Annotated in this window: 12 protein-coding genes and 2 tRNA genes; 8 read left to right on the plus strand and 6 right to left on the minus strand. The window is 63.6% G+C overall.

Annotated features, from left to right (window positions below; all coding sequences use genetic code 11):
* Window positions 1–12 precede the first annotated feature (12 nt).
* Window positions 13–741, plus strand: a complete 729-nt coding sequence (locus tag AC1RQ5_RS17160; RefSeq protein WP_493200534.1) for a tRNA-uridine aminocarboxypropyltransferase — start codon at window positions 13–15, stop codon at window positions 739–741.
* A gap of 63 nt (window positions 742–804) precedes the next feature.
* On the opposite strand, the gene AC1RQ5_RS17165 is transcribed toward AC1RQ5_RS17160, so the two are convergent.
* The 3 genes from AC1RQ5_RS17165 to AC1RQ5_RS17175 form a co-directional block, all read right to left on the minus strand.
* A tRNA-Cys gene (locus AC1RQ5_RS17165) sits at window positions 805–878 on the minus strand.
* A gap of 106 nt (window positions 879–984) precedes the next feature.
* Complete coding sequence (locus AC1RQ5_RS17170; RefSeq protein WP_398481641.1) at window positions 985–1164, minus strand: hypothetical protein; 180 nt, start codon at window positions 1162–1164, stop codon at window positions 985–987.
* Window positions 1165–1436: 272 nt separating this feature from the next.
* Window positions 1437–1625, minus strand: a complete 189-nt coding sequence (locus AC1RQ5_RS17175) for a hypothetical protein (protein ID WP_493200536.1) — start codon at window positions 1623–1625, stop codon at window positions 1437–1439.
* A gap of 277 nt (window positions 1626–1902) precedes the next feature.
* Between AC1RQ5_RS17175 and AC1RQ5_RS17180 the strand changes: the two genes are divergently transcribed.
* The 5 genes from AC1RQ5_RS17180 to AC1RQ5_RS17200 all read left to right on the plus strand — a co-directional run bounded on the left by AC1RQ5_RS17180 (window position 1903) and on the right by AC1RQ5_RS17200 (window position 8431).
* A tRNA-Asn gene (locus AC1RQ5_RS17180) sits at window positions 1903–1977 on the plus strand.
* Between the two features lie 163 nt (window positions 1978–2140).
* Window positions 2141–2722 (plus strand): protein-L-isoaspartate O-methyltransferase family protein, encoded by a 582-nt coding sequence (locus AC1RQ5_RS17185; RefSeq protein ID WP_398481645.1) that lies wholly within the window; start codon window positions 2141–2143, stop codon window positions 2720–2722.
* Between the two features lie 264 nt (window positions 2723–2986).
* A complete protein-coding gene (locus AC1RQ5_RS17190) occupies window positions 2987–4378 on the plus strand; it encodes a TolC family outer membrane protein (protein WP_398481647.1) in 1392 nt (463 codons plus the stop codon).
* A gap of 299 nt (window positions 4379–4677) precedes the next feature.
* A complete protein-coding gene (locus tag AC1RQ5_RS17195) occupies window positions 4678–5394 on the plus strand; it encodes a PopZ family protein (protein WP_493200538.1) in 717 nt (238 codons plus the stop codon).
* A gap of 160 nt (window positions 5395–5554) precedes the next feature.
* Window positions 5555–8431, plus strand: a complete 2877-nt coding sequence (locus AC1RQ5_RS17200; protein ID WP_493203453.1) for a valine--tRNA ligase — start codon at window positions 5555–5557, stop codon at window positions 8429–8431.
* A 152-nt stretch (window positions 8432–8583) separates the two neighbouring features.
* Here the strand turns inward: AC1RQ5_RS17200 and AC1RQ5_RS17205 are convergent, their stop codons facing one another.
* Window positions 8584–9183 carry a DNA-3-methyladenine glycosylase gene (locus AC1RQ5_RS17205; RefSeq protein ID WP_493200540.1) on the minus strand — a complete coding sequence of 200 codons (600 nt, stop codon included), beginning with the start codon at window positions 9181–9183 and terminating at the stop codon, window positions 8584–8586.
* Between the two features lie 101 nt (window positions 9184–9284).
* Here AC1RQ5_RS17205 and lipA point away from each other — a divergent pair, with 101 nt between their 5' ends.
* Entirely contained in the window at window positions 9285–10244 is a 960-nt protein-coding gene (gene lipA / locus AC1RQ5_RS17210) for a lipoyl synthase (RefSeq protein ID WP_398481654.1), read from the plus strand.
* A 7-nt stretch (window positions 10245–10251) separates the two neighbouring features.
* Complete coding sequence (locus AC1RQ5_RS17215) at window positions 10252–10713, plus strand: type II toxin-antitoxin system RatA family toxin (RefSeq protein WP_493200542.1); 462 nt, start codon at window positions 10252–10254, stop codon at window positions 10711–10713.
* 126 nt (window positions 10714–10839) lie between these two features.
* Here AC1RQ5_RS17215 and AC1RQ5_RS17220 read toward each other — a convergent pair whose 3' ends face one another.
* Together AC1RQ5_RS17220 and AC1RQ5_RS17225 are read right to left on the minus strand one after the other, a co-directional pair.
* On the minus strand, window positions 10840–11454 hold the full coding sequence (locus tag AC1RQ5_RS17220; RefSeq protein WP_493200543.1) for a CinA family protein: 615 nt from the start codon (window positions 11452–11454) through the stop codon (window positions 10840–10842).
* Between the two features lies 1 nt (window position 11455).
* Complete coding sequence (locus AC1RQ5_RS17225; RefSeq protein WP_398481660.1) at window positions 11456–12637, minus strand: bifunctional 2-C-methyl-D-erythritol 4-phosphate cytidylyltransferase/2-C-methyl-D-erythritol 2,4-cyclodiphosphate synthase; 1182 nt, start codon at window positions 12635–12637, stop codon at window positions 11456–11458.
* Window positions 12638–12679 lie beyond the last annotated feature (42 nt).

The raw sequence follows: 12679 nt of genomic DNA on the forward strand, positions 1-12679 counted from the left end.
GTATAGCGGGCAATGTCCAGCACAAATGACCTTTCGCCCGAGATCGTCGAGATCCCGGAATGCCCGCATTGCCAGAAGCCGATGCCGCTCTGCATCTGCGACAGCATCGAGCCTATCGACAACAAGATCGGCCTGTTGATCCTGCAGCACCCGCAGGAGCAGGACCGCGCGCTGGGCACCGCCCGCGTCGCCGCCCAGCATTTCACCAATTCGGAGGTCAAGGTCGGCCTGTCCTGGCCGAGCCTGTCCAAGATCCTCGGCCATAATGTCGATCCCGCCCGCTGGGGGATCCTCTATCTCGGCTCCGCCAAGGTCGCCGATTACGACACCGATCTCGAAATCCTCGCCATCGACCGCAAGGGCGAGGCCGAACTGAACCAGAAGTCGCTGCTGAGGGACCTCGAAGGCGTGATCCTGCTGGATGGCACCTGGAGCCAGGCCAAGGCGCTGTGGTGGCGCAATGCCTGGATGCTGAAATGCCAGCGCATCATCCTCGGCCCCGCCGCGCCGTCGCTCTATGGCAAGCTGCGCAAGGAACCGCGCAAGGACGGGCTCTCGACCATTGAGGCCGCCGGCATGCTGCTGTCAGCGCTGGAGAAGCGGCCGAAGATCGCCGAGACGCTCAATGCGAGTTTCGAGCGGATGCTGGCGCGCTACCGCGAGGTGCAGGCCGAAATCCCGGAACTGGCCCCCAAGGCCAAAAAGCGCGACTGGCGCCGCCGCGGCAGCAAGAAGAAATGACCGGGCAGGGCGCAATCCCGTCCGGATGCCGTCAATTCTGATCTAAGTGTTTGATTGGATTGATGGAGGCCACGTCGGGAATCGAACCCGAATAAACGGTTTTGCAGACCGGCGCGTAACCATTCCGCCACATGGCCCCATAACGGGTTAGTTACAGACCGTTCGCCGGCAAAGCAATGGCCGGCTTCAATCTTTCACGCGGGTTCCCACATGACCCGCGTAAACGCCTTGTCGAGACGCGCCTCAGCAGGAGGCGTGCCAGCCGTCCGGAAACGGGATGTGCGGCCAGGTGCCTTCATTGTCGTTGGCAGCGGTCGGAATCGGCGCGAGAAACAGCATCTGGCTGCGGAAATCGTCTTCGATCTCGGCTTCGATCTCGGTCCGCACGGCTTCCAGAATGTAGTCGAACTCGGCTTCGCTCATGGTCAAACTCCCTGTCTTGCGGGCAATTTGACGAAAAGCTTTTGTGGTCACGTTGAACGGATCGCTCAAATTGTATCGATCCACCGCGCAGGGCTGCGATGGTTGCCGGAGCGTTACGACAACCGACGCAATTTGCAGGAGATCGTCGGCGGACAAGGCGGGATAGATACGGCGGGCAGTCGGACGCATACGCAAGCTTCAATCACGCGAATCTAATCGGCTCCGGCCTCCTGCCGGAGCGCGATGGCTGGATGTTCAGGGGCGAAAGGCGATCAGATCTCGATCGGCACGGCGAGGCGGCCGATCAGCAGCGCGACCTCGTCGAGATGATCGTCATCGTCGTGCGCGCGATCATGTGTCTTCACGGCGGCCGCGAGTCGGGACACGCATTCGTCGTCGCTGATCAGGGGCAGGGAGTGGATGTCGGTCGGAAGCGCGCGGTCGGTGTGCAGGGCGGGCATGAATCACCTCGTTTCGATTCTGGACTGGGCTCGACGTCGAGACCTCAAACTTTGCGATGCAATAAGTCGAAAAGGCGACGAATAGATCCGAAATGAAAGATCGATCCGGCCCGAAAATCGATGCAAGAAGGGCGCCAGCCCCCGAAATATCGCGTGTTTCCGAGCGTTTGCGCGAGTTTTCCCCGGCCGTGACGATGAGATGAAACATTCCGCATTTCCCGCTTTCCAAGCCGGGATCGCTTTGTTATACGCTGCCGCACGCGACAAGATCGCGTTTTCCCTGGTAGCTCAGCGGTAGAGCATTCGACTGTTAATCGAATGGTCGCTGGTTCGAATCCAGCCCGGGGAGCCAATCATTCTTTTCCCAAAATCGATGCTGCCAGACCGCCCAAGCGCCTTCGCTTGCGCAGCAACTGTGCTTTTCCGCATCTTGCCCGCGGCACTGTGTTGCCGTAATTCCTCAGCTTCGAGACCTTCTAGACTCAGCCAATTCTCGACTTAGCCAAGGGATTGCCATGTCCGACTTCTCCGCCGCCCGCCAGAAAATGGTCGATGGCCAGGTGCGTCCGAGCGACGTCACCGATCTGCGCATCATCGATGCCATGCTGTCGGTGGCCCGTGAGGAGTATGTGCCGGCCAATCTGCGCCCGATGGCCTATCTCGACCTCGATCTGGATCTCGGCACGGCCGGCGAGGCCAAGCGCTTCCTGATCAAGCCGGTGGTGCTGGCCAAGATGCTGCAGGCCGCCGAATTGAAGGGCACCGACAAGGTGCTCGTGGTCGGCTGCCCGAGCGGCTATTCCGCGGCCGTGATCGGCCAGATCGCAGGCTCCGTGACCAATGCGGGGACCGAAGGCGCCGCCGCGAGCGGCCCGTATGACGTCATCGTGATGGCGGGCGCCACCGAAGTCGCCCCGACTGGCCTCTATGGCCAGCTCGCCCCCGGCGGCAAGCTGCTCGGCGTGTTCGCCCAGACCAAGCCGCAGCGCGCCACCATGGTCACCCATTCCCACGACGATTTCGGCAGCCGCCCGCTGTTCGACGCGGTGGCGCCGGTGCTGCCGGGTCTCGAGCGGAAGGCCGAATTCGTCTTCTGAGGCCGCCGTCGCCAGACCGGTTGAACGAGACGCCCCGCGGGTCACCGTGGGGCTTTTTCGTCGCCTGCCTAGGAACCTGACTTGCGAATGCAAGTGTGGCTTGTATGTCCCATCGGCCAAGTTTCCACCGCGATCTTGCCACGGGAGGTTCCGTCTCGCGCGTGCGAGTAATATGGTGAGTGGAGACTCGCTAACGGATTTCGCCTGTCTGGCGCAGTGAAGCTGTGCCTTGGATAGGTGAGTGGCAAGAATGGATTACCAAGAATGGGCCGCGTAAAAGTTTCCACCGGCGCTGCTGTTGCGGCCTTGTTGCTGTCGCTCGCCGGCACGACCCCGAGCCTCGCCGACACGATCGAAGCGGCCCTGGTCCGCGCCTATCAGAACAATCCGCAGCTCAACGCACAGCGTGCATCGGTGCGCGCCACCGACGAGAACGTGCCGCAGGCGTTGTCCGGTTATCGCCCCAAGGTCGCGATCACCGCGAGCGGCGGTTATCAGTATACGGACGCTGTCAGCGTCGTCGGCGGCAACGTGATCGCGCTGCACGGCGTGCAGGTGCCGCGCGCGGTTGGTGCGACCATCAACCAGACGCTCTACAACGGTAATCAGACGGCGAACCGCACCCGCGCTGCCGAAGGCCAGGTGTCCGCTGCGCGCGAAGGCCTTCGCGTGCTCGAACAGACGGTGATGCTGTCGGCCGCCACGATCTACATGGACTATCTGCGCGACTCGGCCGTCGTCGAAGTGCAGAAGAGCAATGTCCGCGTGCTCGAACAGACGCTGAAGCAGACCCGCGATCGCTTCAATGTCGGTGAAGTCACCCGTACGGACGTGGCGCAGTCGGAAGCCCAGCTCGCTGCCGGCCGCACGCAGCTGCTCACCGCCGAATCGAACCTCACCACGACGCGTTCGAACTTCCGCCGCATCATCGGCAATGAGCCGAATGCCTTGCAGGCCGGTTCTCCCGTCGATCGCTATCTGCCGAACTCGTTGCCGACTGCCGTGGATCTCGGCCTTGTCGAGAACCCGAACGTCACCGCCGCGATGTATGGCATCGATGTCAGCTTCCTCAATGTGAAGGTCAATGAAGGCGCGCTGTTCCCGACGGTGTCGCTGCAGGCCAGCATCCAGCAGGGCTGGGACCAGTCGATCACCGCGCCGCGCGGCCTGACCGCGGCCGGCATCGCGCAGGTGTCGATCCCGGTCTATCAGGGCGGTGCCGAATATTCGCTGATCCGCCAGTCCAAGGAAACGCTGGCGCAGCAGCGCCTGGCGCTCGAGCAGGTGCGCGACCAGACCCGCGCCAGCGTCGTGCAGGCCTGGGGCCAGTTGCTGGCGGGCAGGGCGCAGGTCGCCTCGGCGCAGGCGCAGGTGCAGGCATCGGAAATCGCGCTGAACGGCGTGCGTGAAGAAGCCAAGGCCGGCCAGCGCACCACGCTCGACGTGTTGAACGCGCAGCAGGCGCTGGTGAATGCGCGCGTGGCACTCGTCACCGCGCAGCATGATCGCGTCGTCGCGTCCTATGCCGTGCTGAACGCCGTCGGCCGCCTGTCGCCGACGGTGATGAAGCTCAACACCAATGTCTATGATCCGAGCGTGCACTATCATCAGGTGCGCGATAGCTGGGCTGGCGTTCGCACGCCGGATGGCCGCTGAGCCGTTCGGTACTTGAATCATACCATCTGCTTCAAAGGGCCGCCGCAAAGCGGCCCTTTCGCTTTTCGCCTTTGCTTGCAATCATTTGATGCAATGACGTACCGTTCAACGACGTAGCAGCGCGATTCGGAACGCATCAGTGCGTGATGGTTGCGACGGCTAGTGGTGAGGCGTCGCTTGATCTGGGGACAAGTCAGGCTTGCGCGATGAATGGTCTGCCCGGCACGGCCGGGCGCCGCGAAATTCAGCCTCGTCTGGTGTAGGATAGTGACGAGAGCTTAGACGATGCGGAGTCGGACATGACGCAACCTGCAAAGGTCCAGGAACCCTCCATGGAGGAGATTCTGGCGTCGATCCGTCGCATCATCGCGGATGATGAAGCAAAGCCTGTCGAAGCAGCACCTGCTTCAGCCCCCGCTGCACCGCCGAAGCCGGCTGTCGTTGCCAGTGCGCCGCCACCGGCCCCGAAGCCCGTTCCCGCCCCCCCGCCAAAACCAGTCGAGAAAGCGCCCGAGCCTGCTGTGAGCAACAGCCAAGACGATATCGACGCGATGCTTGCGAGCCTCGATGCGGTCACTTCCGAACCGGAGGTCCGCGCCGCGCCGCCGGTCGAGGACGTATTTGAACTCACCGACGAGATGGTGGTGGCGGAAGAGCCCGAGCCGGCCTTCCGGCATGTGGAGCCCGCCGACGATCTCGAATTCGCCGAAGCCGTCGCGGCCAGTGCGCCACCACAGCCGCGCTTCGATCCGCCAGCCTATGATGCGCCGCTGCGTGGACAGCCGGCAGCCGCGGCACCGCCGATGATGTCGCAGACGACCGCGTCGGCCGTGGAATCCGCGTTCAATTCGCTCGCCAATACCGTGCTGAGCAACAATGCCCGCACGCTGGAGGATCTCGTCAAGGAGATGCTGCGGCCGATGCTGAAATCCTGGCTCGACGACAATCTGCCGGGTCTGGTGGAGCGCGTCGTCAAGGCCGAGATCGAGCGCGTCTCGCGCGGCGGCGGGCGTTAGGCGCCGTTAGCCGTTTCAGGCGGAAACGGGCCTTCGTTTGGCCCATTCCGGGCTTATATACCGGCCATCTGTTGACTTGCGCCTGTGCTGCGGCTTTCTAGCCGCAGGCACATTGATGGCCGTTTTTGCGGCCGAACACTCCTGATTGATTGCATCCGTCATGATCGAAAAGACCTATCAGCCCGCCGATATCGAAGCCCGCATTGCGGCGGCGTGGGAGAGCGAAGGCGCGTTCAAGGCCGGCCGGCCGGAGCGTCAGGACGCCGAGCCCTATACGATCGTGATCCCGCCGCCGAACGTCACCGGCTCGCTGCATATGGGCCACGCCCTCAACAACACGCTGCAGGACGTGCTGTGCCGCTTCGAGCGCATGCGCGGCCGTGACGTGCTGTGGCAGCCGGGCACCGACCATGCCGGCATCGCGACCCAGATGGTGGTCGAGCGACAGTTGATGGAGCGCAAGGAGTCGGGCCGTCGCGAGATGGGCCGTGAAGCCTTCCTCGAACGCGTCTGGAAATGGAAGGCCGAGAGCGGCGGCACCATCGTCAATCAGCTGAAGCGCCTCGGCGCGTCCTGCGACTGGTCGCGCGAACGCTTCACCATGGACGAGGGCCTGTCCGAGGCCGTCATCAAGGTCTTCGTGCAGCTCTATCGCGAGGGCCTGATCTACAAGGACAAGCGCCTCGTCAACTGGGACCCGAAACTGCTGACCGCGATCTCCGATCTCGAAGTGCAGCAGGTCGAGGTCAAGGGTAATCTCTGGCATTTGCGCTATCCGATCGAAGGCAAGACCTTCAATCCGGAAGATCCGACGAGCTTCATCGTCGTCGCCACCACACGTCCGGAAACGATGCTGGGCGACAGCGGCGTCGCCGTGAACCCAGCCGACGAGCGTTACATCCATCTGATCGGCAAGAATGTCGTGCTGCCGCTGGTCGGCCGCCTGATCCCCATCGTCGGCGATGAATATTCCGATCCCGAAAAGGGCTCGGGCGCGGTGAAGATCACGCCTGCGCATGACTTCAACGACTTCGAAGTCGGCAACCGCCACGGCCTCGCGCGCATCAGCATTCTCGACATCGAAGGCAAGCTCGCGCTCGCCGACAACGAGGATTACGCACGCGGCCTGCCGGAAGGCGCCTCGCAGCTGATCGACGAACTCCACGGCATGGAGCGCTTCGCCGCGCGAAAAGCGATCGTGCAGCGGCTCGACGATTTCGGCTTCCTCGAAAAGATCGAGCCGAACGTCCACATGGTCCCGCATGGCGACCGTTCGAATGTCGTCATCGAGCCGTTCCTCACCGACCAGTGGTATGTCGACGCCAAGACCATGGCGCAGCCGGCCATCGCCGCCGTGCGCACGGGTGCCACCGAATTCGTGCCGAAGAACTGGGAAAAGACCTATTACGAGTGGATGGAGAACATCCAGCCCTGGTGCATCTCGCGCCAGCTGTGGTGGGGCCATCAGATCCCGGCCTGGTACGGCCCGGATGGCAAGGTGTTCGTCGCCGAGACCGAGGACGAGGCCGTCGGCCATGCGCTCGGCTATTATGTCGAGCAGGAGCACATCACCGCGGAGCAGGGCCGCGAGATGGCGCTCGATCCTGCCAAGCGCGAAGGCTTCATCACGCGCGATGAAGACGTGCTCGACACTTGGTTTTCGTCGGCGCTGTGGCCGTTCTCGACGCTCGGCTGGCCGCAGACCGATGTCGATGTGAACCGCTATTACCCGACCAATGTCCTCGTCACCGGTTTCGACATCATCTTCTTCTGGGTCGCCCGCATGATGATGATGGGCATGCACTTCAAGAAGGACGTGCCGTTCCCGACCGTCTACATCCACGCCCTCGTCCGCGACGAGAAGGGCGCCAAGATGTCGAAGTCGAAGGGCAACGTCATCGACCCGCTCAACCTGATCGACCAGTTCGGTGCCGACGCGCTGCGCTTCACGCTGGCCGCCATGGCCGCGCAGGGCCGCGACATCAAGCTCGCGACCTCACGCGTCGAAGGCTATCGCAACTTTGCGACCAAGCTCTGGAATGCGAGCCGCTTCGCCGAGATGAACGAGTGCGTGCTACCGGCCGGATTCGATCCGACCGCGGCAAAGGAAGTGCTGAATCGCTGGATCGCGCATGAAACCGTCAAGGCCACGCGCGAAGTTACCGAGGCGATCGAAGCCTATCGCTTCAACGATGCGGCGGGTGCGGCCTATCGCTTTGTCTGGAACGTCTATTGCGACTGGTATCTCGAACTCGCAAAGCCCTTCATGATGGGCGAGGACGGCCCGGCCAAGGCCGAGACCCGCGCCATGGTCGCCTGGGCGCGCGACGAGATTCTCAAACTGCTGCATCCGTTCATGCCCTTCATCACCGAAGAGCTGTGGGCGGTCACTGCGCCGCGTGACGGTCTGCTCGCACTGGCGCCCTGGTCGCGCAAGGCGACGGGTATCACGCGTGAGCAGGAAGCACTGATCGTCGCGACCGCTGCCAGCGATCCGATCGTCGCGCCAATCCTGTTGGCCGATCCTGCACCGGCGTCGGAAGACTTCACCGACGATGCCGCCGAAGCCGAGATCGGCTGGGTCGTCGATCTCATCACCGCCGTGCGCTCGCTGCGCGCCGAGATGAATATCGTGCCGGCCACGCTGACACCGCTGGTGCTGGTCGCGGCGTCCGCCGAGATGCAGGCGCGGGCGCAGCGCTGGAGCGACGTCATCAAGCGCCTCGCGCGGATCGACACCATCACCTTCGCCGACAAGGCGCCGGAAGGCACCGTTCAGCTCATCGTCCGTGGTGAAGTGGCCGGCCTGCCGCTCAAGGGCCTGATCGACGTCGCGGCCGAACAGGCGCGGCTCGAGAAGGAACTCGCCAAGGCCGAAGGCGACATCAAGCGCGCCGACGCGAAGCTGTCGAACGAGAAGTTCGTCGCAAATGCGGCCGAAGAGGTTGTCGAGGAAGAGCGCGAAAAGCGTGCCGCCGCCGAAAGCCGCAAGGCCAAGGTGCTGGAAGCGCTGGAGCGGTTGAAGACGATGTCGTAAGGCGCGGACGTAAACTCTTGCTGTCATCCCCGCCTAGCACGCCGAAGGCGTGCGCGGAGCGGGGATCCAGTAGACACCGGCGACAGTGATCAACGCGCTGCAAATGTTTACTGGATCGCCCGGTCAAGCCGGGCGAAGACAGCGGAGACGGGCTACTTCGCAAACGGCTTGCTCAAAAACCTCGACCCGCGCACGCCGTAGCGCCAGGGCAACTCCACCGCCTTGCCGATCCCGATCCGGATGCCGGCCACGACATCCGGCATCTCCGTCCGCGCAAATAGCTCGATCGGCGGCTTGTCCAGCGCCAGCCCGTTATGCGCGAGCCCGATCCCCAGCGCCTGGCACAGCCGGCCGGGGCCGGAGCACAGCAGCCGCTCGTCCTCCAGCCCGCGCCGGGCACGCATCTCATCCAGCCCGAAGGTCGGCTGCAGCGCACGGATCAGCACCGCGCTGGCCGAGCCTTCCCCCTCGCACACGGCATTCACGCAAAACACCTGGTGGATGCGATACACATAGGCAAAGCCCGCCGGACCGAACATGATCCGGTTCCGCGGCGTCGGCCCGTTGAAGGAATGCGCGGCCGGGTCGGTGTGATGATAGGCCTCCACCTCCACGATCACCCCGCCGACGCCGTCCACCAGCAGGGTTGCGCCAATCAGGTCCGGCGCCACATCATGGACACTGCGATCGAAGAATTTGCGATTCAGTGCTTTGCCCAATTTGTGGGTGGTTTGGTCGGGTTTTCGGGCCATTCTCACACGATATGCTTGGATGCAGGGCGGGGCCGGGCGAGGGCGGGTTGCGAGCGGGCGCCCGGCGGATTACCTAGGGCATTGCACAGAACGGACAATTCATGGTCACCGTCCTCGATACCGTATCATCGTCGCAAATCCGCCCGCGTCACCCTGAAAAGGTGAATCGGCCCGACAATTTTTCGCCGCAGAAGCCGGACTGGATCCGCGTGCGTGCGCCGACCAGTCGTGGCTATGGCGATACCCGCAAGATCGTCAAGGAAAACGGCCTCGTCACCGTGTGCGAGGAGGCCGGCTGCCCGAATATCGGCGAGTGCTGGCAGAAGAAGCACGCCACCTTCATGATCATGGGCGACACCTGCACCCGCGCCTGTGCGTTCTGCAACGTCAAGACCGGCATGCCGAATGCGCTCGATGCGAACGAGCCTGCACATGTCGCTGAAGCCGTGCGCAAGCTGGGCCTCGAACACGTGGTCATCACCTCGGTGGACCGCGATGACCTCGCCGATGGCGGCGCCGATCATTTCGCGCAGGTCATCCGCGCCATTCGTGCGGCGTGCCCGACGACGACCATCGAAATCCTGACGCCCGACTTTTTGCGCAAACCGGGCGCGCTTGAAGTGGTCGTCGCCGCGAAGCCTGACGTGTTCAACCACAATCTGGAAACCGTGCCGTCGCGCTATCTCACGGTCCGCCCCGGCGCGCGCTACTTCCATTCGCTGCGCCTGCTGCAGCGGGTGAAGGAGCTCGATCCCACCATCTTCACGAAGTCGGGCATCATGGTCGGCCTCGGCGAGGAGCGGCCTGAAGTGCTGCAGGTGATGGACGACATGCGCTCGGCTGAGATCGACTTCCTCACCATCGGCCAGTACCTGCAGCCGACGCGCAAGCATCACGTGGTGTCGCGTTACGTGACGCCCGATGAATTCGCAGGCTATGAGAAGGTCGCCTACACCAAGGGCTTCCTCATGGTGTCGGCGTCGCCGCTGACGCGGTCGTCGCATCATGCCGGCGAGGATTTTGCCAAGCTGAAGGCAGCGCGCGAAGCCATCGCCCGCTGATTGATCGATGCCGAGATTTGCCAATAAGCGCCGCGTGCGCCACAGCGCACCGCAGATGTTCGACCTCGTGGCCGATGTCGAGCGCTATCCGGAATTCGTGCCGCTCTGCAAGGCCCTGAAAGTGCGGCAACGCACGCAGAATGACGACGGCACCGAAGTCATCGTTGCCGACATGACCGTGTCGTTCAAGCTGGTGCAGGAGAGTTTTACGAGCAAGGTCACGCTCGATCGGGCCAACCTGAAAATCCTGGTCGAATATCTGCGTGGCCCGTTCAGCAATCTCGAGAATCGCTGGACGTTCGAGCCGAAGACCGAGACCGAATGCGATGTCGGCTTCTTCATCAACTACGAATTCAAGAGCCGCATGCTGGCGCTGCTGATGGGCTCGATGTTCGACGCGGCGTTCCAGCGCTTTGCCGCGGCGTTCGAGAAGCGTGCGGATGAGGTGTATCGGGCGCAGCGCGCCTAACTCTGACCCTCATGGTGAGGAGGCGCGCAGCGCCGTCTCGAACCATGAGCTGGCCTGGCTCCAAGCTTCGCCGCCATCCTTCGAGACGCCGCTGCGCGGCTCCTCAGGATGAGGGCGGAGTGAGGATTACTCAGCTTTCGGCTTCGGCTTCACAGCCTTCTTCACAGGCCTTGTCGCAGCCTTCCGCCGCGGTGATCGCGCGACACGCGCATTGCTGGCCAAAGCCCGCTTCTTCGCCGGTGCCTGCGGTCCGCGCGCCAGTTCCATCAGCATGCGCAGCGCTTCCAGCACCGAACGCTGACGCACAGCACTTCGGCCGATCGCGCCGAACCTGCATTCCTTGTTGACGATCCGCCCGTCACGCGCGGCCACGGCGAAATGCACGAGCCCCACGGGCTTGCCCGGCGTCGCGCCGCCGGGGCCCGCGATGCCGGTGATCGACACGGCAAGATCGACATCGGCTTCTTCCAGCGCACCGACCGCCATCTGGATCGCGGTCTCCTTGCTGACCGCACCAAAGCTGTCCAGCGTCGTTGCCTTGACGCCAAGCATCTTGCGCTTGGCGTCATTGGAATAAGTGACGAAGCCGCGATCGATCACGTCTGACGAGCCGGGGATCTCCGTCAGTGCGCCGGCGACCAGGCCGCCGGTGCAGGACTCCGCTGTCGCAATGGTCAGCTTGCGACTGCGGCAAAGGTCGAGCAGCGCGCGGGAGAGGGCTCTTGCGTCGCTGCCGGCCATGTCAGTCCACCCAGGGCAAGCGGATCGTGGCCGCCGCTGTTGCTGCAATACCTTCTTCACGGCCAGTGAAGCCAAGACGCTCGCTGGTCGTCGCCTTCACCGCCACGCGCGACACCGGCACGCCCGAGATCTCGCTGATGCGCGTGCGCATCGCATCGCGCAGCGGACCGATCTTCGGCCGTTCGCAGATCAGCGTCACTTCGAGATTGGCGATCTTGCCGCCACGCGCGGTCACGCGACCGACGGCGTATTCAAGAAACTTGTCGGACGCAGCGCCCTTCCACTTGTCGTCGCTCGGCGGGAAGTGCGAACCGATATCGCCATCCGCCAGTGCGCCCAGAATCGCATCCACCAGCGCATGCAGGCCGACATCGCCGTCGGAATGCGCCAGGAAGCCGCGCGTATGTGGCACGCGCACGCCGCAGATCATCAGGTGATCGCCGTCGCCGAAGGCGTGCACGTCATAGCCCGTGCCCATGCGGATATCGCCGAGGGAGGCTGCGAGGCGGGCTTCTTCGCGGGAAAAATCTTCGGGAGTCGTCAGCTTCATATTTGCAGGATCGCCTTCAAAGGTTGCCACGGTCAATCCCGCCCATTCGGCGAGCGCGGCATCGTCGGTGAAATCGTCACGGCCCTCGGCTGCGGCACGACGATGCGCCGCGAGGATGACATCGAAACGAAAGGCCTGTGGCGTCTGTGCGATACGCAGCTTGGCGCGTTCGGGCGTCGCTTCCACATGACCTTTGTCATTCACGACCTTGATCGTATCGACGACAGGCGCGGTCGGTACCGCGGCGCCGGTGATCTGCGCAGCGGCGATGGCGCGCTCGATCACGGCAGGAGACACGAAGGGGCGGGCGGCGTCGTGAATCAGCACGATGTCCGGCGCCTGATCCGCCAGCGCCTCCAGCCCGGCATGGACCGAGGCCTGCCGAGTCGCGCCGCCATTGGCCGGAACCTGGTACCGCAGCCCTGTCACCGCCTCGTTGAAAAGGGCGACATCGTCGGGGTTGGTGATGGGCTGCACTGCGAACACCTGTGGATGTGCGCAAAACGGCTCCATGGCGCGGGCGATCACCGGACGCCCGCCGATGGTGCGATATTGCTTGGGGCCGCCGCCTCCGGCGCGCAGGCCACGCCCGGCGGCAACGATAACGGCGGCAGTTTTCGGTGAATTTGTCATCAGGGTCAGTTGATTAAGGGGTAAGCGGTTGGAGCACAGCCC

It is taken from the genome of Tardiphaga sp. GW821-FHT12E02 (assembly GCF_058807155.1).

What these genes read in the sequence shown, in the direction of transcription:
- AC1RQ5_RS17160 (WP_493200534.1), top strand. Translation starts at nt 13, where the DNA reads ATGTCCAGCACAAATGACCTTTCGCCCGAGATCGTCGAGATCCCGGAA.
- AC1RQ5_RS17170 (WP_398481641.1), bottom strand. Translation starts at nt 1,164, where the DNA reads ATGAGCGAAGCCGAGTTCGACTACATTCTGGAAGCCGTGCGGACCGAG.
- AC1RQ5_RS17175 (WP_493200536.1), bottom strand. Translation starts at nt 1,625, where the DNA reads ATGCCCGCCCTGCACACCGACCGCGCGCTTCCGACCGACATCCACTCC.
- AC1RQ5_RS17185 (WP_398481645.1), top strand. Translation starts at nt 2,141, where the DNA reads ATGTCCGACTTCTCCGCCGCCCGCCAGAAAATGGTCGATGGCCAGGTG.
- AC1RQ5_RS17190 (WP_398481647.1), top strand. Translation starts at nt 2,987, where the DNA reads ATGGGCCGCGTAAAAGTTTCCACCGGCGCTGCTGTTGCGGCCTTGTTG.
- AC1RQ5_RS17195 (WP_493200538.1), top strand. Translation starts at nt 4,678, where the DNA reads ATGACGCAACCTGCAAAGGTCCAGGAACCCTCCATGGAGGAGATTCTG.
- AC1RQ5_RS17200 (WP_493203453.1), top strand. Translation starts at nt 5,555, where the DNA reads ATGATCGAAAAGACCTATCAGCCCGCCGATATCGAAGCCCGCATTGCG.
- AC1RQ5_RS17205 (WP_493200540.1), bottom strand. Translation starts at nt 9,183, where the DNA reads ATGGCCCGAAAACCCGACCAAACCACCCACAAATTGGGCAAAGCACTG.
- lipA (WP_398481654.1), top strand. Translation starts at nt 9,285, where the DNA reads ATGGTCACCGTCCTCGATACCGTATCATCGTCGCAAATCCGCCCGCGT.
- AC1RQ5_RS17215 (WP_493200542.1), top strand. Translation starts at nt 10,252, where the DNA reads ATGCCGAGATTTGCCAATAAGCGCCGCGTGCGCCACAGCGCACCGCAG.
- AC1RQ5_RS17220 (WP_493200543.1), bottom strand. Translation starts at nt 11,454, where the DNA reads ATGGCCGGCAGCGACGCAAGAGCCCTCTCCCGCGCGCTGCTCGACCTT.
- AC1RQ5_RS17225 (WP_398481660.1), bottom strand. Translation starts at nt 12,637, where the DNA reads ATGACAAATTCACCGAAAACTGCCGCCGTTATCGTTGCCGCCGGGCGT.